Source organism: Paraburkholderia jirisanensis, assembly GCF_054782355.1.
Genome location: NZ_BAAGSQ010000029.1, coordinates 858,330 through 879,106, shown reverse-complemented (window position 1 = coordinate 879,106; position 20,777 = coordinate 858,330). Strand labels below are relative to the sequence as shown.

Here is a 20,777-nt window from a genome sequence, read left to right as displayed (position 1 = left end):
CTGTGCCGCTTTACAGTTCGGCCAGAATGGTCGACGAAGCGGACACTTTCTCGCCGATCGACACCCGCGGACGGCTGCCCATCGGCAGATAGACGTCGACGCGCGAACCGAAGCGGATAAAGCCATAACGCTGGCCGCGCGTCAGCGGTTCTCCTGCCCGTACGTAGCAAAGAATGCGCCGCGCGATCAGGCCGGCGATCTGCACCGACGTCACCGTCGCGCCACCGGCGGTTTCGATCACCAGCGCATTGCGCTCGTTCTCGGTCGACGCCTTATCGACTGCAGCATTCAGATAGAGCCCCGGAAAGTACTGCACCTTCGAGATCGCGCCATCGACCGGCGAGCGCTGCGAGTGCACGTTGAACACGTTCATGAACACGCTGATCTTCAGCGCTTCGCGGTTCGCGTACGGATCGTGCGCGGTTTCGACCGCGACGATGCGGCCATCGGCTGGACACAGCACCGCATTGGGCTGGGTGGGAATCGGTCGCGCCGGGTCGCGGAAGAACTGCACGACGAAGATCAGCAGCAGCCAGAATAGCCATGCAATGCCGAACCCGAGGATTGCATGAACCAATATCGCCACGACGGCAGCGATCGCAATGAACGGCCAGCCTTCGCGTGCGATGATCGGATGAGGGTAATTCATGGATGGCTTCAGTATTCTTGGAGGGTAGCCCCCCTTCCTCGCGGAAGAAGGGCCCCCTAAGAACCGTACGTGCGAGTTTCCCCGCATACGGCTCAAATCTACAAACAAAGCCCGGTCTACGACCGGGCCGGCTTAGTCAGCGCGATTTTACCTGCGTGCACTTGCCGATGGCAGTCTGGATGAAGCAACACTCGATTCGAGAGAGCATCTGACCCGCCATGCATCCGGTATTCGAGATGATGGTCATGCCAGCCTGTCTCCCGCGTCAAAGCGCAGCCACAATGCGCGCAAAGCCCGCTTTGTGACATGAACAACGATACCCACTGCTTTCGGTAGCGCATTGAGGCTTCCAAACGCTCCTGCCGCAGTTGCTCGCCATACTGCTCCCACATCGGATCAAAAGGATTGAAGTCGCCCTTGATCTTCTTGTGCCGCTTGATCTCTGTATCGCGTAGCTGATACAGCTCAAGTAGTCCAGTGCTGCCGTCGTCACGAACCGAGGACACGGCAAATACCCAATGCCGACCGCCGTTCGAGTGAAAGTATTTCTGCTTCACCCAATCGCCGTTCTTGTTCGGATGCCGCCGTTTCGACCACCGCCAGAGTTTCCGAAATACCAGAGACTCCATGCGGCTGTACGCCTGCTTGGCAACCACGGGGCGGTGGTATTGCGCCCAACCCCGTAGCATCGGGTTCAGCAAGCGGATCAGATCCTCTTGCTTCACCGCCTTATGACCACTGATCGTGTCCGCCACCTTGCGGTAGAACGTCTGCACGTTCTTCCGGCTCGGTTTGATGAGCAGCTTTCCCGAGTACTTGCGGAAATTCCACCCAAGGAAATCAAAGCCGTCGTCGATGTGGGTGATGCGCGTTTTCTCCTCCGACAGTTGCAGTCCCCGAACAGCAAGGAACGCCTCCACCCAAGGCCTAACCTCGCTTTCCAGTATCTCTTTCGAGTCACCGGTAATCACGAAATCATCCGCGTACCGCACCACATTCACCTTCAGCTTCTTCGCCTTTGCGACCCCGAATTTCGCACCAAGGTGCGCAATCAGTTCCCGCTCCAGCCCGTTCAGCGTCACGTTTGCCAGCGTCGGGGAGATAATTCCTCCCTGTGGCGTACCGGCCTCAGTCGCCTGTAGCTGCCCCTTGTAAATCAGGCCAGCCTTCAACCACTTGCGCAGGATCTCCCTGTCCATCAGGACATGGTTCTCCAGCCAGTCGTGGCTGATGTGATCGAAGCACCCCTTGATATCCGCCTCCATTACCCATCGGGCAGAGCCCTTCTGGGACATGGCAACGAAGATCTGGGACATGGCGTCGGCCGTCGAGCGGTTAATCCTGAACCCATACGAGTTCGGGTCGCTCGCCGATTCCGCCACAGGCTCCAGTGCCAGCAGATACAGGGCCTGCATCGCCCTGTCCCGCATGGTCGGAATGCCCAGAGGGCGCTCCTTCCCGTTGGCCTTGGGGATAAAGACTCTCCGTAATGGCAGAGGCCTGTATCCGCGCCGCTTCAATCCGCCGACAGCAAGCCATCGGCTTTCAGGCGAATCCCATAGTTCGCGATCGACTCCAGCCGTTCGCGCACCCTGGTTCTGCGTAACACGTCGCACCGCGTACAACTTTGCGGACAACGTGCGGGTCAGCATGCGTTGCAGGGCTTTCACCCTGCGCCAGTCACTTTCCCGCGTCGCCTTCGCAATTCGTATCTGCATCCCTCTCACGTTCCGCTCAACTCGACGCCAATCCACCGCGTACCAGTTGTCCGGCCCGTGGGAGAGCGCAGACCCGTCTTTCTGGACAAGTTCTCTCATGCTGCTCTCCGACTCGAAGAAATGAATCCCGCGTGGAGAGCAACACGTCCCTTGCGGGAGCGTTTTGCTCCCACTAGGGATGAATACAAACACTGATGACCAAGAGGCCACCAGCAATCACCATTTCCGCTAGAGGTTAGTCAGCCGTCTTGCGACGGTAGACCAGACGGAAGTCTGCCCGCTTTCGCGTGGAGTGATATTCCAACTCCTATCCGCGCCGTTACAGCACGGCATTCGCTTTTTCCGTCATCCCATACCCGCACAGCCAATAGCGTTCCTTGCGGTTCGCCTGCCAGCCATACCGCGCTGGCGACCATACGGGCTTACCACGTTCCCGGCATGTCACAAGACTGACGTAGGTTCTGCCTATTCCCCAGCGATCTCACGACGACGTAACCCGAATTTACAGCGGGCTATCCGACCGCACACCGTTTGGTTGATGCCTGTCAGCAGCTTTGGCACCGTCCTACTTACGAGGTTTATCAGCAGTTCACTTCCGTTAACCCTATCAGCCAGCCAGCTCCTTGACCCCCTTGCTGCTAGGAGTCTCCAGATGTCGACCTCGCGGCCAAGATCTGCCCGAAACATCCGGGGGCTACCTTGTCAGAAGAGCTTCACACCCCACCGTTACCAGTGACGCATGTCTTCCTAGGCTACTGCTGGTCGTACAGCAGGTTCTCTACACTCACCCGTACTGCAGGTGAGCCCGAACAATGACGCGCCGAGCTTTCGCTCGTATCTTTTCTAGCGACACCCTGGCCTGAGACCCGGGAATTGCAAACATCACCCCGCCCTGTCGGCGGAGATGAAGCCGCTGACTGGGCGGGACCTGACGGTAATCAGGTCAATGCAATGTGGAAACCGACAGACGGCGTCGATTCCTACGTTCACTACACAGGCGTGCCCCGAAGGACACATCTACTACTTAAAGTGCGGCTCACAAGGGAGCCGCCTGCGGAGGGCATGGTGAGTCGGGCCGAAGCCCTTCCCAATAACCCTCAAGGTCGATGCCTCGTAACGTGAGGCGGACGGACACGAGCGTGCGTGTCGCACGTAAAACCCGTAGGATAGCAAAAGCCGTCCAGGGTTCAGCACACCTGGACGGCTTTATGAGGGTGCCGGCGCCAAGCCGCGCGCCGGGCAGCGAAAACCGGGCGAACCCGGCCACGCGTTTTAGTTCTTCGACTGGTCGACCAGTTTGTTCTTCGCGATCCACGGCATCATCGCGCGCAGCTTCGCACCGACCTGTTCGATCTGGTGTTCAGCCGTGATGCGGCGACGCGATTGCAGCGTCGGCGCGCCAGCGCGGTTTTCGATGATGAAGCTCTTCGCGTACTCGCCGGTCTGGATGTCCTTCAGCACATCCTTCATCACCTTCTTGGTTTCGTCGGTGATGATGCGCGGGCCCGTCACGTACTCGCCGTATTCGGCGTTGTTCGAGATCGAGTAGTTCATGTTCGCGATGCCGCCTTCGTAGATCAGGTCGACGATCAGCTTCAGTTCGTGCAGGCACTCGAAGTACGCCATTTCCGGCGCGTAGCCGGCTTCCACCAGCGTTTCGAAGCCAGCCTTGATCAGGTCGACGGTACCGCCGCACAGCACGGCCTGTTCGCCGAACAGGTCGGTTTCGGTTTCTTCGCGGAAGTTCGTTTCGATGATGCCGGCGCGGCCGCCGCCGTTCGCTGCTGCGTACGACAGCGCGATGTCGCGTGCTGCGCCCGACTTGTCTTGCGCGACTGCGACCAGGTGCGGCACGCCGCCACCTTGCGAGTACGTGCTGCGCACCGTGTGACCCGGCGCCTTCGGCGCGATCATGATCACGTCCAGATCCGCACGCGGGATCACCTGGCCGTAGTGCACGTTGAAGCCGTGCGCAAAGGCCAGCGCAGCGCCTTCCTTGGCGTTGGCGTGCACTTCGTTCTTGTAGACTTCGGCGATCTGCTCGTCGGGCAGCAGCATCATCACGACGTCAGCGCCCTTCACGGCTTCGGCCACTTCCTTCACGGTCAGGCCGGCGTTCTCGGCCTTGCTCCACGAAGCGCCACCCTTGCGCAGCCCAACCGTCACCTTCACGCCGCTTTCCTTCAGGTTCAGTGCGTGGGCATGGCCTTGCGAGCCGTAGCCGATGATCGTGACCTGCTTGCCTTTGATGAGGGAGAGGTCGGCGTCCTTGTCGTAGAAAACTTTCATGTCTGTTCCTTGGCGATATACGGTGAAATCAAATGCTGCGCTTTGTTTCGTGGCCGGAACGCACGAAACGCGCGTAACCGGCCAGATCGATAACTGTAACGAAAAACAGCGGCGTCAAACCTTAAGAATGCGTTCGCCGCGCCCGATGCCCGAGCCGCCGGTGCGGACGGTTTCGAGAATCGCGGTCGCATCGAGCCCTTCGATGAACGCATCGAGCTTCTCGCTCGCGCCCGTCAACTCGATCGTGTAGGTCTTCTCGGTGACGTCGATGATGCGGCCGCGGAAAATATCCGACATCCGCTTCATCTCTTCACGCTCCTTGCCGACCGCTCTCACCTTGATCAGCATCAGCTCGCGCTCGATGTGGGCGCCCTCGGTCAGGTCGACCACTTTCACCACCTCGATCAGGCGGTTCAGATGCTTCGTGATCTGCTCGATCACGTCGTCCGAGCCAATGGAGACGATGGTCATACGCGACAGCGAGCGGTCTTCGGTCGGCGCCACCGTCAAGGTTTCGATGTTGTAGCCACGCGCCGAAAACAGACCGACGACGCGCGATAACGCGCCCGGTTCGTTCTCCAGCAGCACGGAAATAATGTGTCTCATGATCGCTTGTTCCAGATGTCGATATATCGATTTATTCGCACCGGCCCCGCCGCCCCGCCCGCCTTGCGCCTTTTTTGAAGGCGTGCGCTGCGAGGCCGGCGTAGGCCAGCCGTTATAGATCTTCCGAACCGAGCAGCATCTCGGTGATGCCCTTGCCGGCCTGTACCATCGGCCAGACGTTCTCGGTCGGATCGGTCTGGAAGTCGAGAAACACCGTGCGGTCTTTCAGGCGCAGCGCTTCCTTCAATGCGCCTTCGACGTCCGCGGTCTTCTCGATTCGCATCCCGACATGGCCATACGCTTCGGCGAGCTTCACGAAATCGGGCAGCGCATCCATGTACGAATGCGAATAGCGCTTGCTGTATTCGATCTGCTGCCACTGGCGCACCATGCCCAGATAGCGGTTGTTCAGCGAAATGATCTTGATCGGCGTTTCATACTGCTTGCACGTCGACAGTTCCTGGATGCACATCTGGATCGAGCCTTCGCCCGTGATGCACACCACTTCGTCGTCCGGGTGCGCGATCTTGACGCCCATCGCCGCCGGCAGGCCGAAGCCCATCGTGCCCAGGCCGCCCGAGTTGATCCAGCGGCGCGGCTTGTTGAAGCGGTAGAACTGCGCGGCCCACATCTGATGCTGGCCGACGTCGGAACACACGAACGCGTTGCCGTCGGTCAGTTCCCACAGCTTCTCGACCACGTACTGCGGCTTGATGATCTCGCTCTTGCGGTCGAACTTCAGGCAATCTTTCGCGCGCCAGGCTTCGATGTCCTTCCACCACGCGGCGAGCGCTTCGGTGTCCGGGCCATGCTCGGCCGTTTGCAGCTGCTCGATCAGCTCCTTCAGCACTTCCTTCACGTCGCCGACGATCGGAATATCGACCTTCACCCGCTTCGAAATCGACGAAGGGTCGATGTCGATATGGATGATCTTGCGCGGCTGCGACGTGAAGTGCGCCGGGTCGCCGATCACACGGTCGTCGAAGCGCGCGCCGATCGCGATCAGCACGTCGCAGTGCTGCATCGCCATGTTGGCTTCGTAGGTGCCGTGCATGCCTAGCATGCCGAGGAATTTCTTGTCGCTCGCGCGATAGCCGCCCAGCCCCATCAGCGTGTTGGTGACCGGATAGCCGAGCAGATCGGCGAACTGGTTCAGCTCACGCGCCGCATCCGCGAGGATGATGCCGCCGCCGGTGTAGATGTACGGGCGCTTTGCGCCGAGCAGCAGCGAGACCGCCTTGCGGATCTGGCCGGAATGCCCTTTCGTTACCGGGTTGTACGAGCGCAGCGTGACGCTCTTGAGCGGCTCGTAGGCACACGGTGTTTTCGACACGTCTTTCGGAATGTCGATCAGCACCGGGCCGGGCCGGCCGGTACGGGCAATGTAAAACGCTTTCTTGACGGTAGCGGCGAGATCGCGCACGTCCTTCACGAGGAAGTTGTGCTTCACGCAGGGACGCGTGATGCCAACCGTGTCGCACTCCTGGAACGCATCCTGGCCGATCGCCGCAGTGGGCACCTGGCCGGTGATGATCACGATCGGAATCGAGTCCATGTACGCGGTGGCAATGCCGGTAACCGCGTTGGTGACGCCCGGGCCGGAGGTCACGAGACAGACGCCGACCTTGCCGGTCGAGCGCGAATAGGCATCGGCGGCATGCACCGCGGCCTGTTCGTGACGCACGAGAACGTGCTGGAACTTGTCCTGCTTGTACAGCTCGTCGTAGATGTAGAGTACCGAGCCGCCGGGATAGCCCCAGACGAACTCGACGTCTTCGTCGGCCAGTGCGCGCATGAGCACGGTGGCGCCGATCGACTCAGCTTCGTGTTGGGGTGTGGTATCCGACGTGGAGAATTCCGCGCTGGGCATGTTCATTATTCACCTTTCGAATTTTCGGCAAAAAATTGATCGGGTGCTCTCTGCCGGGCTTGTGGCTCGGGTTCAAGCGGCGCGTCCAGTTTGACCGGCGGACTTCTTGGGCCCGCCTCAAATGAGACTAGTCACTTATAATGCGAACCTGCGAAGATATCGTTAAGGTAACGCGCCGTCAAGCAATAATTGCCTTACGCATCAACGCGCAAGACCCTTGCGGAATTATTTTCGGGATGCATCGATCTGCCGGTTTTCCCCAGGCGGACGCCAAATTTTGTTAGCATCCGCGAGTTTTACGATATTTTTCGGCGGCTTCCTGCGCCGCACCTTTTGACCGACCCGCCGCATTAATGCGGCGCCGACCCAGCACGGATGGCATCAGACAAGGAACTCGCCGATTTTCTGGCGGGCGTCGAAAGACGCGCGTTCAAGCAGACGGTCTACGCTGTGCGGGACGACGACGCTGCGCTCGACATCGTGCAGGATGCGATGATCAAGCTCGCCGAAAAATATGGCGATCGCCCGCCCTCTGAGCTGCCGCTTTTGTTTCAGCGTATTCTCCAGAATGCGACGCACGACTATTTCCGCCGCCAGAAGGTGAGAAACACGTGGGTCAGCCTGTTCTCGTCGCTGACCAACGCCGACGACGAAGAGTTCGACCTGCTTGAAAGCTTCGACGCGCAGGACGGCACGACCGCCGCGGAGAGCGGTGAAACAAGGCTGGAGCGGGAACAGGTTTTACAGCTGATCGACGAAGAAATCCAACGGTTACCGGCACGTCAACGGGAGGCGTTTCTCATGCGTTATTGGGAAGATATGGATGTCGCCGAGACTGCCGCCGCGATGGGCTGCTCCGAAGGCAGTGTGAAAACACATTGCTCGCGGGCCACCCACACGCTGGCACACGCGCTCAAGGCCAAAGGAATCACGCTATGAGCTCCACTCCCGATAAAGAACTCGAGTTCGCGCGGCAGCTACGCCGCGCGCTCGACGAAAACGCCGCCCGCATACCGTCAGCCACCACCGACCGGCTCGCCGCCGCGCGCCAGGCCGCGCTCGCGCGCAAGAAGCCGGAGCCGGCGCGCAAGTTCGTGCCGGTGCTGGTGCCGGCCGGCATGGCCGGCGCGGGCACGCTGGCCACCGCACCGGGGCCGCACCGCTCGAAGCTGCGGCGCTTTGCGCTGGCGTGGCCGCTTGCCGCGCTGGTGATCAGCCTGGTCGGGATCGCGTACTGGGAAGACCAGCAGCGCACCGCCGAACTGGCCGACATCGACGCCGCGATGCTGAGCGACGATCTGCCGCTCACCGCCTACCTCGATCACGGGTTCAACGCTTACCTGTCGCGCGCGCGCTAAATCGGGGAGAGTTTTCGGGTGAGTTACAAGCGCGGCCTCGCCGTTGTCTCCGGATGTGTGATTGCGGCCGTGGTGGCGTTTGCCGCGACCTATCCGCGCTTCTATCCGCCGGCTCACGCGCCGGCGTCGGCGTCGCCTGCGGGCGCTGCCGCACCCGCGCCGGCCAAGGCGGCTGCGCCGGGCCTGACGGTCGATATTCCGGGGTTGCAGAAAGCCGATCCGCTCGCATGGTCGCGGCTGTCGAATGCGGAGCACGTGGCGCTCGCGCCCTATGCCGGCGTGTGGGATACGTTCAGCACCGAGCGTAAGCGGAAATGGCTGAAGATCGCCGCACGTTACCCGAAAATGGCGCCAGAATTACAGAAAAGACTGCACGAGCAAATGGACGAATGGGTCCGCATGACGCCCGAGCAGCGACGCATTGCGCGCGAGAATTACCAGATCTCGAAGAACCTGCCGCGCGAGACGCGGCAGAACGCGTGGAAGGCGTATCAGCAGTTGCCTGAGGAACAGAAGGAAAAGCTGGCCGCAAGCGAGCACAAGCGGCGGCCGACGGTGGTCAGCGCGCCGCCTTCCGGCAAGACCGAGATCAAGGACATCAACCGGCTGGTCAACGCGAAGGAACGCGCGGCGAGCGCGCCGCATACGTCGGGTGCGGCGGCCGGCGTGTCCGAGACCGCGGCGGCATCGCTACCGGTACCGCCGGCGGCGGTGCCGGCGATTCCGTCGCCGGCGAGCTTCGTGCCGGCGCCACGGACGCCCGTGTCGCCGTCCGAGGCGCCTTCGGTGTATCAAGGGTCCTGAGCGGGCCGGGCAAACCACGGCTGCACCTGAGGCCGGCGATCGGCGACAATAGCCCACCGCCACGGGTCTGACGCCGGGCGTAGCGCAAAAACCGGCGGCGCCCATGCGCGATGCGCCGGCTACAACGACCGCCGCACCGGCTACGTCCATCGCGACGCGCAGACCGGATGCGCCAGGAGACAGCCGAGATACCGATGACAACCGACGCGCCATCCGCCACGCCGCCTTCCACGTCGTCCCGATCGTCCCGCGCGGCCGCGCCGGGCACCGCATCCAGTTCCGCACTGCCCGCTACGCCCGACGCGCCCGCTGCACCGCCGTCGGTACGCCGACGCGTCGCGACGCTCATTTACGAAGCCGTCATCCTGTTCGGCATCGTTTTTATCGCCGGCTATCTGTTCAGCACACTGACGCAACAGCGCAACGGCCTCGTCCACCATCAATGGCTCGCCGCGTGGATCGGGCTGGTCGTCGGGGTGTACTTCGCGTGGTGCTGGACGCACGGCGGCCAGACACTGCCGATGAAAACCTGGCGCCTGCGCGTGGTGCGCGCGAAAGACGGCGCGACGCTATCGTGGCCGCGCGCGATCGTCCGTTATCTGCTGGCGTGGCTGTGGTTTTTGCCGCCGCTTGTGTTGCATCCGCTGCTCGGCTTGAGCGTGCCGCAAACGCTCTGCGTGGCGTGCGTGTGGCTGGTCGCATGGGCCGCAAGCGCCAGGCTGTTCGACGACCGGCAATTCCCGCACGACAAACTGGCGGGCACGCGGATCGTCGCGGTTACGCGTTGAAGCGGCCGCAGCGCCTCATTCCCTCTGCGCCGCATCCCCGGACCCCGACGGCGCGGGCGGCGCCTGCAGCGTCACGCGCCGCCCGCGCAACCGCGCGAGCATCGTCTGCGGGTTCATGCGGGTCTGCTGCAGGAACACCGCAATCACGATGATCAGCCCCTTCAGCACCAGTTGCGTATTGCTGTCGATATTGTTGAGCAGCAGGATATTGCCGAGAAACCCGAAGATCAGCACCCCGGCCACCGTGCCCGCGATGCGCCCGACACCTCCCATCAAGCTCGTACCGCCGATCACGACAGCGGCAATCGCATCGAGCTCCCAGCCGACACCCGCATCGGCCTTGCCTTGCCGGTACTGCGCCGCATAGAGCACGCCGACCAGCGCAGCGAGCATTCCGGAAATCGCATACGCGGCGATCTTGTGGCGATCCACCTTTAGCCCCGAGATGCGCGCGCATTTTTCATTGCCGCCGATCGCGTACAGATACTTGCCGAACACGGTGCGATTCAGCACGAAATCCGCGATCAGCGCGATCACGATGAAAAACAGCGTCGGCACCGGCACCACACCGAACAGCAGCGCGCGCAGATATTCGATGTCGGTGGTGGCGTTGCTGCCGCTGTAGATCGAGTACACGGCGGTGTCCTGCCCCGCGACGAGACGCGCGACGCCCATCACGCCGACCATCGCCGCGAGCGTCACGATAAACGGCTGCATGCGGCCGCGCGTGATGATCCAGCCGTTCAATGCGCCGATCGCCAGACCGGCGAGCGGCACCATCCACAGCACGGTGAGCAGCGAGACTTTGGCCGGCAGCTGATGCCATGCCGATGCGCACAGCGCGAATGTTATGACCAGCGCGATGCCGGCGCGCAAACCGACGCGGCCCGGTGCGCGCGCGCCGATCGTGCGAGGCGATGCAAAGCCGCTGGGCGAGGTCGCGATCGAACTCGCGCGGGGCATGGCCGAAGACGCAGCATGCGAAACGCCCTCCTCGGTTGCCACTAGCGGCGCTGCGTATAAATCGCCTGCGCCAGTAGCACGCAGAGATGCATCGACCGCGCCGCCGTCCCCCACCGTATCACGCACACTTCCGCCAGCGGTCATGCCTGAACTACCCGCAGCCCCAAACGCCGTCCCCTGCAACGCGCCGCTCCCGCTCGCCCGCCTTGCACGCCGCACCACGCGCCCCGTCAACGCAAACACGATCACGAAGATGCTGAGCGCATCCAGCGCCAGCGCCGTCCACGACGCCGTATTGCTGCCCGCCGTAGTCAGCAGGATTGCAGTCAGCACACTGCCGAACCCCATCACCGAGCCCACCGACAGATCGATGCCCGCAGTGATGATCACTAGCGTCATGCCGACCGACAACACGCCGACGTTCGCGACCTGCCGGAACACATCCGAAAAATTCGCCGCCGACAGAAAGATATTGCTGCCATCGGCCGCATGCGGCGAGCTCAGTGCGCCGAGCACAAGCAGCACGATCAGCCCGAGGTAGTACTTCACGTTCGTGAGCCATGCGCGCAACCGCTGTTGCCGACGGTCCGGCACGAGATCGAGGGCGGCCTCGTTCACCACGCGATCGGCCGGGTGATCCGTTGTTTGCATCATCGATTGTCTCCGCAATCAGGGGGACGCCAGCTTCACAAGCTGTTCGGCAGAAAACGCGCTGCGCTCGAGCACACCCGCCGCGCGACCTTCGCACAGCACGAGGATGCGGTCGCACATCAGCATCAGCTCGTCGATTTCCGAACTTGCGACCACCACCGTCAGCCCCGCACGCGCCGCCTGCAGAATCTGGTTGTAGATCTCCGCTTTCGCGGCCACGTCGACGCCGCGCGTCGGCTCGTCGAGCAGCAGGATCGCGGGCTGCGTCATCAACCATTTGCCGATGATCAGCTTCTGCTGATTCCCGCCCGACAGCGTCGCAACCGGCTCGCTAGCGCCACCATGCTTGACGTTCGATGCGCGGCTTTGCGCGGCGACGCGCCGTGCCGCCACCCTTCGCCGATAAAACGGGAACCCTTCGATATGCGCGAGGCTCGGCAGCATCAGATTCGCCTCGACCGACTGGTCGACCAGCAGCCCGTCTTTCTTGCGATCTTCGGTGACAAACGCGACGCCCGCCTCCACCGCTTCGGCCGGCGTGCGAAACATCCGACGCGCCGCGCCGATCTCGATCGTGCCAGCCACGCGATACGACGACACGCCATACAGCGTTTCGAGAATCTCGGTCTTGCCTGCGCCGAGCAGCCCGGAGAGCCCGAATACCTCGCCGCGCCGCACGTCGAACGACACGCGGTCCACCACCGGCCGATGCTCGCCGGCAAGCGTCAGCTCACGCACGGAAATCATCGCGCCGGCCGCCGCGCGCACCGCGCCGGCCTCGCGCTGCGGCGCGACGAAGTGCTTGCCGATCATCATCGATACCAGCTGCTCGGCCGATTCGACCTGGCTAATCGGCAGCGTCGCGATATGGCGGCCGTCGCGCAGCACCGTCACGCGGTCGGCCAGATCGAACACTTCCTGCAACCGGTGGCTGATCAGCACGATGCCCATGCCGCGCTCGCGCAGCGCGCGCACCAGCCGCTCGAGCGCCTGGGTTTCGGTATCGGACAGCGCGGAAGTCGGCTCGTCCATGATCAGCACGCGCGCGTCGGCGAGCAGCGCCTTGGCGATCTCGATCAATTGCTTCTCGCCGATCCGCAACGCGCCGACCAGCGCATCCGGCGATGGCTTGAAGCCGAGCTGCGCGAGCACCCCACGCGCCTGCGCGCGCATCGCCTTGTGATCCGGGAAGCCGAAGCGCGTGGTGATTTCCTTGCCGAGGAACAGGTTGTCGACCACCGTCAGGCTGTCGACCAGATTCAGTTCCTGATGAATGATCGCGATGCCCGCATCGATCGCATCGGCGCTGGTGCGAAATGCAACCGGCGCGCCGGCGACCGAGATCGCGCCGGCGTCGGGCAGATACAGGCCGCCGAGTATCTTCATCAGGCTCGACTTGCCGGCGCCGTTTTCGCCGACCAGCGCATGCACCTCGCCGGCGGCGACGTCGAAATCGACGTCGGTCAGCGCGGCGCTGCCGTTGAACGCGATCGACACGTGCGCGGCGGCTACCAGCGCAGGTGTGCCGCGGCCCGACGCGCGCGGCTGCGCCGACCGCACATCAGATATCGAATCAGCCGATAACTCAGCCGACGCGCCAGCATGGTTGCCTGCAGCGGATAGCGTCATAGATAGGATTCCGTGCTGATGCAGCGCGCGGCGGCATGGCTTGCATCAACAGCCCTGCGCCGTGCGCGCTGTGCGCCGTATGCCCTGCTCCGTATGCCCCGTGCGGTCAACCAACGAACTGCTTCGCGTTGTCCGCAAAAATTCCCTGGGTCGGCAGAATCACCTGCTTCGGAATCTTCTGGCCGGCCAGCATCTTCAGCGATTGCCGCAGCGCTTCGGCGCCCGGCGTCGGATACACGAAGGTCGCGGTCAGAATGCCCTTTTCGACCCACACCGCGCCCTCATTCGGCAGCCCGTCCGCGCCGACGAACTTGATCTTCTTCTCGACGCCCGCATCCTTTGCCGCCAGATACGCGCCATAGGCCATCGGGTCGTTATGCGCGAACACGAGGTCGACCTGCGGATTCACCCGCAGCACGGTCTTCATGTAGTCGTAGGCCTTGTCCTGCTTCCAGTCGCAGTCGACCCGCTGCCCGACGATCTTCAGCCCCGGCTGCTTGCCGACCGACTGCATCATGCCGTCGTGCCGGTCGTGCGAAGCCTGGGTGCCGAAGCCGCCCCACACTTCGACGATATTGCCCTTCGCCGCGCCCGCGCCGCCCTGGGTCTTCACGATGAATTCGCCGACGCCCTTGCCGATCAGCGTATTGTCGCCGCCGACGAATTGCGTGAACGCGTCGCCATTCACCGCGCGGTCGAGCACGAACACCGGAATGCCCGCCTTGTATGCCTTTTCGACCACGCCGGTCAGTCCAGCCGACTCCTTCGGCGAGATGAAAATCACGTCCATCTTCTGCGCGATGAAGTTCTCCATGTCGGCGTTCTGCTTGTCGGTGCGATCGTTCGCATCGGCGATCACCAGTTCGATGTTCGGATGCTTCGCGGCCTCGGCCTTCATGTCCTTGTTGAACTGCACGCGCCACGGTTCGACGGTGGTGACCTGCGAGAAACCGAAGCGATATTTCTTGTCCTGTTGCGCGTGCACATAGCCGGCCTTCACGATCATCCCGGCGAACGGCGCCGCGACGAGTGCGCCGGTAATCAAGCGGCGATTGCGGTTCATCGAATGTCTCCTATCTTTGTCAGCGCGCATTACGTGATGCGACGTTGTGTTTAGTGACGATGCCTCGGTGCTGCAGTGCTGCTACTACGAATACGCATGTCGGGTAGCCCGTTCGGCTAGCGGCGCCGCCGGCGCCTGAGCCGTGCTCTCGCGCACCAGCAATTCCGCCTTGAAAGCGAGATGCACCGGCTCGCCGCGCTCGCCGTTCAAGAGCTTCAGCATCAGTTGCCAGATGGCGTGGCCGATTGCCTCGACCGGCTGCCGGATCGAACTCAGATAAGGCCGCAGTACCGACATCCACGGCGCATCGTCGAACGAAAGCAGGGAGATGTCTTCCGGCAGCCGCAAGTCCGCATCGCGGATCGCACGCAATGCACCCAGGGTGGTGACGTTGCCGCCGGCGAACAGCGCGGTCGGCCGCCCGGCACCGCGGCTCAGCACGTCGAGCGTCGACGCGTGAATCTCGGCCGCCGTCATCCCGCATTCGATCACCCGGATGTGATCGTCGAGCCCCGCGCGGCGCATCGCATCGATATAGCCGTCGGCGCGCTCGCGCGAGTTGACGAGGTCGAGCGTATTGACGAGAAACACGATGCGCCGGTGCCCCAGCGCGATCAGATGATCGGTACCGCTGAGCGACGCGCCGTGGCTGTCGGTGGTCACCGTATGCGCGGGAAAGGTTTCGTCGACGCGATCCGCCATCACGAGCGGCACATGGCATTCGCGCACTTCGTCGATCGCGTGATCGTAGCCGCGGCACGGAATGATGATCATCCCCGCCACCTGGCGCGACAACACGAAGCGGATCCGCTCGAGTTCGCGTTGCGGGTCTTCGTCCGCGTGCGCCATGATCAGCTGGTAGCCATGCTCGAGCGCATGGTTTTCCAGCGCGCGCGCCATATCGACGAAAAACTGGTTGGTCAGATCGGGCAGCACGAAGCCGATCGACGTGGGCCGCCCGCGCCGCAAGTCGGCGGCGATGCCGTTGCGCCGGTAGCCGAGCCGGCGCGCCGCGTCCCACACGCGCTGCGCGCGCGCCGCACTGACCCCGCCGCCGCCCGACAGCACCTTTGACGCCGTGCCGACCGACACGTCCGCCGCATTCGCGACGTCGCGCAGCGTAGGCAACAACCTGTCGGGTATGCCCATCGTCGGCAGCCTCGTGCATCGGTTGGCGATTGAAACGTTTCAGAGCATATGCAATCGTTTTCAGTGCTGCAAGATGCACAAGCCTGGGGCTTTCCCGACGCATTCGTGCACATTCGTGCGCATCCGTGTGCCGGTCGGTTCGGATTGCTGCGCGCTTTGCGCTGCGCATTGCACTGATACACCGCTGTGTCGCCGTCATGACCGCGAAAAGTCGCGCCTGTGTCGCGTCAACCACAACACAATTCGCGTAATAAGAAATTCTCGTGAATGTCACGGCTCCGTCATCCGGCGATGGCGCAATGCGGGTAATGCAACCAGACGCGTGAGCCATGGCCTCGAAGACGTCCGTGACTTCCCTGTTCCGCCAGACTGGCCCGAGCGTCGACACCGTCGGCTTCGGCCCCAACGCCCCCGCCGGCGGCTCGTTGCCACTGCCCAACCTGCCCGAAATACCCGACACCGGCGACGCACCGCACGACGACAATCCCGACGAAGTGCATCGCTACCGGACCATCTGGCTGTCCGACATTCACCTCGGATCGAGCGGTTGTCAGGCATCCTATCTGCTCGATTTTCTGCGCCACAACGACTCGGAATACATGTACCTGGTCGGCGACATCATCGATGGCTGGCAGCTGAAAAAGGGCTGGTACTGGCCGCAGGCGCACAACGACGTGGTGCAGAAAATCCTGCGCAAGGCGCGCAAGGGCACCCAGGTCATCTACATTCCGGGCAATCACGACGAAGGCGCGCGGCAGTTCTGCGACCTTGCGTTCGGCGACATCCACGTGCGCGGCGAAGCGTTTCACACCACGCTCGCCGGCCAGCGGCTGTGGATCGTGCACGGCGACCTGTTCGACGGCGTGATCCAGCACGCCAAGTGGCTCGCCTACCTCGGCGACACGCTGTACACGCTGATCCTCGTGCTGAACCGCTGGTTCAACCGGATTCGCAGCCGGCTCGGTTTTCAGTACTGGTCGCTGTCGCAGTACCTGAAGCACCAGGTGAAGAATGCGGTGAACTTCATCTCGTCGTTCGAGCGCGTGATGACCGACGAAGCGCGCCGCCGCGGCTGCGACGGCGTGGTGTGCGGCCATATCCACAAGGCCGAGATCCGCGATATCGACGGCGTGCTGTACTGCAACGACGGCGACTGGGTGGAAAGCCTGTCGGCGCTCGTCGAAACCTACGAAGGCGAACTGAAGGTGATCTACTGGACCGTGATGCAGGCGCCGCCGGTACGCGCGCAGAAAGCCCGCGCCACCGCATGACGACCACGCCGGCGCACGCCCGCCCGCGCCTCCAGATCGCCGCATAGCCGCCGCATTGTCACGATTCCCTGCTGCTTCACTTCTTTCGACAAGGGCTACACCGATGAAGATCATGATCGTCACCGATGCATGGGAGCCGCAAGTCAACGGCGTCGTACGGACGCTGAAGAACACGACGCGCGAACTCACCGCGCTAGGCCACCAGATCGAGATGCTGACCCCTCTCGAGTTCAAGACGATTCCGTGCCCGACGTATCCGGAGATCCGGCTGTCGCTGTTGCCCAGGCGCCATCTGCGCCAGCGCATCGACGAGTTCGCCCCGGATGCGCTGCATATCGCGACCGAAGGGCCGCTCGGCCTCGCGGCTCGCTCGTATGCGATCAAACACAAGCTGCCGTTCACGACCGCGTATCACACGCGCTTTCCGGAGTACGTGCAGGCGCGCTTCGGCATTCCGGTGGCGTTCACGTATCGCTTTCTGCACTGGTTCCACAAGGCTTCGCTGGCAGTGATGGCGCCCACGCCGGTGGTGAAGACCGACCTCGAAAAATTCGGCTTCACGAACGTGGTGCTGTGGACGCGCGGCGTCGATCTCGACATCTTCCACCAGATGGATTCGAAGGTGCTGAACACGGTGCGGCCGATCTTCCTGTATGTGGGACGCGTGGCGGTCGAGAAGAATGTCGAGGCGTTTCTGAAACTCGATCTGCCCGGCTCGAAGTGGGTGGCGGGCGAAGGCCCGGCGCTGGGGGAACTCAAGTCGCGCTATCCGAAGGCGAACTATCTGGGCGTGCTATCGCAACCTGAGCTGGCGAAGGTCTATGCGGCCGCCGACGTGTTCGTGTTCCCGAGCCGCACCGATACCTTCGGCCTCGTGCTGCTCGAAGCGCTTGCGTGCGGCACGCCGGTGGCGGCCTACCCGGTGACCGGCCCGATCGACGTGCTCGGCGACGGCGGTGCCGGCGCGATGCACGAAGACCTGCGCGAAGCCTGCCTCGAAGCGCTGAAGATCGATCGCAACCATGCTCGCGCATGGGCCGAGCGCTTCTCGTGGCAAGCGGCTTCCGAGCAGTTCGCGGCGCATCTGAAGCCGCTGCCGCGCAGCACGTATCAGCGCGAAGAAAACGCGCCCGCGTAACGCGCACGAGGCTAGCCTTTTATGCGAGCCAGACCATCGAATGTGCTGCGCGCATTGCCCCGCGCGCAGCACCATGACGACACTCATCATGCCGGCGACGATCCGTTCGCCGACATTCACGACGATCAGGCGGACGCCCGGGCCGATGCTGCGGCAAACGATCGTGTAGACGCTGATGCGGACGGTCGGGCAAACGCCCGCACCGACGCAGCGGCAGACGCCGTTGCCGGTACCGGCGGCGGTGCCACGCCCGATGCCGAGGCCGAAGCCAATGCCGCGCATGACGGCCACGGCAGTCGCAGCCGCCCCGCCCGTCACGACGACGCGCCGCGCAACGGCGCGTCCCCACACACGCACAACGGTTCAGCGGCCGGCGCCGTACGCATGCGCTATTCTGATCATCCGATCTCGCCGAGGAAACCCGACATGCGTCCTTCGTCGTCCCCGCGCAGCGACGCACCTGACGCGCACGAACCGCTCGGCACGGACGATCCGCTCGCGCCGCTGCCGTTCAATCCGTACAAGGGCAATCGCGGCGTCACGCGCGCGTGGCACGCGATGAAGAATTCGCTGGCGGGCTTTCGCGTCGCGATCCGCGAAGAAAGTGCGTTCCGTCAGGAGCTGACGCTCGCGGCGATTCTCGTGCCGTGCGGACTCGTGGTGCCGGTCGAGCCGGTATCGCGCGTGCTGCTGCTCGGCTCGGTGCTGCTGGTGCTGATCGTCGAGTTGCTCAATTCGAGCGTCGAAGCGGCGATCGACCGCATTTCGCTCGAGCGCCACGAGCTTTCGCGGCGTGCGAAAGATCTGGGCAGCGCCGCGGTGATGGTCGCGCTGTTCATGTGCGTGATGACGTGGGCGCTGATCGTCGGCCCGCTGGTGGTGCGCTGGGTCGGCATGCTGTTGCATTAGAAGCGGGGGCTGCCCCGTTGCGCCAGTCTGCGGCTTCGGGCCGCTGCATCAGTCCTGCTGCATAACCCCGTGTCTGTGCCCCGCCGCCGGTTGCCCCGGCGGCGCCGGCGCATATTGCCTGCCGCTGCAATGACGGCCATCGCGCATCGGCCCACCGCAATGCCCTCCAGCGCAATGACGCTGCCCGCACTGCCGGCCACCGCATTGGCCCACCGTATCGACGGCCATCGCAAAAGCAACCACTTCGATGGCGACCACCGCATTGGCCGCCAGCCGACCACACGTATACCCTGAAACGCCCCCGAATGGCTGGCCGGAGATTCGAACGGTCGGTTTATAATCTTCAAATATTCTCATAAATAACCAGTCGTACCGGGCCGCCCGCATTGCATGCGGTTTTCGTGCTGGCCCGGCAACATACAGGGCAGGACGACATGGAAGCCAAACCTCCCCGCCGCACCCGCGAACGGATACTGGAGCTTTCGTTGAAGCTCTTCAACGAGATCGGCGAGCCGAACGTCACCACCACGACGATCGCCGAAGAGATGGAGATCAGTCCAGGCAACCTGTACTACCACTTCCGCAACAAAGACGACATCATCAACAGCATCTTCAGCCAGTTCGAGCAGGAGATCGAAAAGCGTCTGCGGTTTCCGGACAATCACCGCGCCACCATCGACGAGATGTGGTCGTACCTGCAGTACATGGTCGAGTTCACGTGGCGCTATCGCTTCCTGTACCGCGACCTGAACGATCTGCTCGCGCGTAACCGCATGCTCGAAACGCATTTCAAGCAGATCATCAGCCACAAGGTGCGCTTTGCCGGGCAGTTCTGCGAGCAACTGGTCGCCGACGGCGAGATGGTCGCGACGCCGGAAGAAATTCAGGTGATGTCTACCAGCATCGGCGTAATCGCGACATACTGGCTGTCGTATCAGTTCGTGATGAACCCGCGCAAATACAACGAGCCGGATTCGATCCGCGCGGAATTGCATCAGGTCAGCGTGCAGATCGTGTCGTTGATGGCGCCGTATCTGCGCGGCCGTTCGCGCGAACTGTTCGACGATCTCGTCACGGGCCGCATGCCCAAACGCGAGTTCTACGACTATCTGCCGCCGCGCGAGCCCGCCGGCGCTGCGGGCAGCGCGCGCAGCGAGGCGAAGCGCTCGAACTAGCAGCACCGCTGCCGGTCGGGCGCGGCGTAGCCGTACCTGGGCTCACGCCCGGGCCGGCCGGCGGCAGCGACCCGCCATCCGCATCAAGGAAGCAAATTCATGAAAGCAGTCTGTGTCTATTGCGGCTCCTCGAATGGAGCCAAACCGCTTTATGCGCAAGCCGCGCGCGCCTTTGGCCACGCACTGGTAGAAGCCAATCTCGCGCTGGTGTACGGCGGCGGCAAGGTCGGCCTGATGGGCGTGATCGCCGATACCGTGATGGCCGCGGGCGGCCGCGCGATCGGTGTGATTCCCGAACTGCTGGTCGACAAGGAAGTGGGCCACGTCGGCCTGACCGAATTGCATGTCGTACCCGACATGCATCAGCGCAAGAAAATGATGGCCGACCTGTCCGATGCGTTCGTCGCGATGCCGGGCGGCGCGGGCACGCTCGAAGAGCTGTTCGAGGTATTCACGTGGTCGCAGCTCGGTTATCACAAGAAGCCGGTGGCGGTGTTCAACATCGACGGCTTCTACGATCCGCTGATCGGCATGCTTCAGCACACGGTGCAGGAAGGCTTCATGCAGCAGAAGTATGTCGACACGCTGCAGATCGATAGCGATCCGGCCACGCTGATCGGCAAGCTGCAGCGCTACAAGAACGTCGCGCACGATAAATGGGCGCAGCACCGCGACGCGGTGTAGGCACCGACAGGGGCGCAACGCAAAACGCGGGCGCCCTTTTTCATTTCACGGTTTTCAGCATTC

The 20,777-nt window shown here is 62.9% G+C and carries 18 protein-coding genes; 9 read left to right on the top strand and 9 right to left on the bottom strand.

Annotated features, from left to right (window positions below; genetic code table 11):
• Positions 1–10 precede the first annotated feature (10 nt).
• From ACYVNQ_RS29635 to ACYVNQ_RS29615, 5 genes are all read right to left on the bottom strand, one after another.
• Positions 11–649, bottom strand: coding sequence for a phosphatidylserine decarboxylase (locus ACYVNQ_RS29635; protein ID WP_460907616.1), 639 nt, complete (start codon positions 647–649; stop codon positions 11–13).
• Positions 650–765: 116 nt separating this feature from the next.
• On the bottom strand, positions 766–2,466 hold the full coding sequence (gene ltrA / locus ACYVNQ_RS29630) for a group II intron reverse transcriptase/maturase (RefSeq protein WP_460907614.1): 1,701 nt from the start codon (positions 2,464–2,466) through the stop codon (positions 766–768).
• A 1,173-nt stretch (positions 2,467–3,639) separates the two neighbouring features.
• Positions 3,640–4,656: a ketol-acid reductoisomerase gene (gene ilvC / locus ACYVNQ_RS29625; protein WP_460907612.1), complete on the bottom strand. Its 1,017-nt coding sequence runs from the start codon at positions 4,654–4,656 to the stop codon at positions 3,640–3,642.
• 114 nt (positions 4,657–4,770) lie between these two features.
• Positions 4,771–5,262 carry an acetolactate synthase small subunit gene (ilvN, locus tag ACYVNQ_RS29620; RefSeq protein ID WP_007588180.1) on the bottom strand — a complete coding sequence of 164 codons (492 nt, stop codon included), beginning with the start codon at positions 5,260–5,262 and terminating at the stop codon, positions 4,771–4,773.
• Positions 5,263–5,374: 112 nt separating this feature from the next.
• Positions 5,375–7,138 carry an acetolactate synthase 3 catalytic subunit gene (locus ACYVNQ_RS29615; protein WP_460907609.1) on the bottom strand — a complete coding sequence of 588 codons (1,764 nt, stop codon included), beginning with the start codon at positions 7,136–7,138 and terminating at the stop codon, positions 5,375–5,377.
• Between the two features lie 369 nt (positions 7,139–7,507).
• Between ACYVNQ_RS29615 and ACYVNQ_RS29610 the strand changes: the two genes are divergently transcribed.
• The 4 genes from ACYVNQ_RS29610 to ACYVNQ_RS29595 all read left to right on the top strand — a co-directional run bounded on the left by ACYVNQ_RS29610 (position 7,508) and on the right by ACYVNQ_RS29595 (position 10,082).
• Positions 7,508–8,071: an RNA polymerase sigma factor gene (locus ACYVNQ_RS29610; protein ID WP_460907607.1), complete on the top strand. Its 564-nt coding sequence runs from the start codon at positions 7,508–7,510 to the stop codon at positions 8,069–8,071.
• On the top strand, positions 8,068–8,490 hold the full coding sequence (locus ACYVNQ_RS29605) for a DUF3619 family protein (protein WP_460907605.1): 423 nt from the start codon (positions 8,068–8,070) through the stop codon (positions 8,488–8,490). Before ACYVNQ_RS29610 ends, ACYVNQ_RS29605 begins: the two co-directional genes overlap by 4 nt.
• Before the next feature lie 18 nt (positions 8,491–8,508).
• Entirely contained in the window at positions 8,509–9,294 is a 786-nt protein-coding gene (locus ACYVNQ_RS29600; protein ID WP_460907603.1) for a DUF3106 domain-containing protein, read from the top strand.
• 194 nt (positions 9,295–9,488) lie between these two features.
• On the top strand, positions 9,489–10,082 hold the full coding sequence (locus tag ACYVNQ_RS29595) for an RDD family protein (RefSeq protein WP_460907601.1): 594 nt from the start codon (positions 9,489–9,491) through the stop codon (positions 10,080–10,082).
• Between the two features lie 15 nt (positions 10,083–10,097).
• On the opposite strand, the gene ACYVNQ_RS29590 is transcribed toward ACYVNQ_RS29595, so the two are convergent.
• The 4 genes from ACYVNQ_RS29590 to ACYVNQ_RS29575 all read right to left on the bottom strand — a co-directional run bounded on the left by ACYVNQ_RS29590 (position 10,098) and on the right by ACYVNQ_RS29575 (position 15,537).
• Complete coding sequence (locus tag ACYVNQ_RS29590; protein ID WP_460907599.1) at positions 10,098–11,699, bottom strand: ABC transporter permease; 1,602 nt, start codon at positions 11,697–11,699, stop codon at positions 10,098–10,100.
• A 15-nt stretch (positions 11,700–11,714) separates the two neighbouring features.
• Complete coding sequence (locus tag ACYVNQ_RS29585) at positions 11,715–13,325, bottom strand: sugar ABC transporter ATP-binding protein (protein WP_460907597.1); 1,611 nt, start codon at positions 13,323–13,325, stop codon at positions 11,715–11,717.
• A 106-nt stretch (positions 13,326–13,431) separates the two neighbouring features.
• Complete coding sequence (locus ACYVNQ_RS29580) at positions 13,432–14,388, bottom strand: substrate-binding domain-containing protein (RefSeq protein ID WP_460907595.1); 957 nt, start codon at positions 14,386–14,388, stop codon at positions 13,432–13,434.
• An 84-nt stretch (positions 14,389–14,472) separates the two neighbouring features.
• Positions 14,473–15,537 carry a LacI family DNA-binding transcriptional regulator gene (locus tag ACYVNQ_RS29575; protein WP_460907593.1) on the bottom strand — a complete coding sequence of 355 codons (1,065 nt, stop codon included), beginning with the start codon at positions 15,535–15,537 and terminating at the stop codon, positions 14,473–14,475.
• Between the two features lie 329 nt (positions 15,538–15,866).
• On the opposite strand from ACYVNQ_RS29575, the gene ACYVNQ_RS29570 reads away from it, so the two are divergent.
• From ACYVNQ_RS29570 to ACYVNQ_RS29550, 5 genes are all read left to right on the top strand, one after another.
• The gene (locus tag ACYVNQ_RS29570; protein WP_460907591.1) at positions 15,867–16,808 is read left to right on the top strand and encodes a UDP-2,3-diacylglucosamine diphosphatase; all 942 of its coding nucleotides are present in this window, start codon (positions 15,867–15,869) and stop codon (positions 16,806–16,808) included.
• A gap of 103 nt (positions 16,809–16,911) precedes the next feature.
• The gene (locus ACYVNQ_RS29565) at positions 16,912–17,946 is read left to right on the top strand and encodes a glycosyltransferase family 4 protein (RefSeq protein WP_460907589.1); all 1,035 of its coding nucleotides are present in this window, start codon (positions 16,912–16,914) and stop codon (positions 17,944–17,946) included.
• 21 nt (positions 17,947–17,967) lie between these two features.
• A complete protein-coding gene (locus ACYVNQ_RS29560; protein WP_460907587.1) occupies positions 17,968–18,855 on the top strand; it encodes a diacylglycerol kinase in 888 nt (295 codons plus the stop codon).
• A gap of 434 nt (positions 18,856–19,289) precedes the next feature.
• On the top strand, positions 19,290–20,030 hold the full coding sequence (locus ACYVNQ_RS29555; RefSeq protein WP_460907585.1) for a TetR/AcrR family transcriptional regulator: 741 nt from the start codon (positions 19,290–19,292) through the stop codon (positions 20,028–20,030).
• Between the two features lie 99 nt (positions 20,031–20,129).
• Entirely contained in the window at positions 20,130–20,714 is a 585-nt protein-coding gene (locus tag ACYVNQ_RS29550; RefSeq protein ID WP_460907583.1) for an LOG family protein, read from the top strand.
• Positions 20,715–20,777 lie beyond the last annotated feature (63 nt).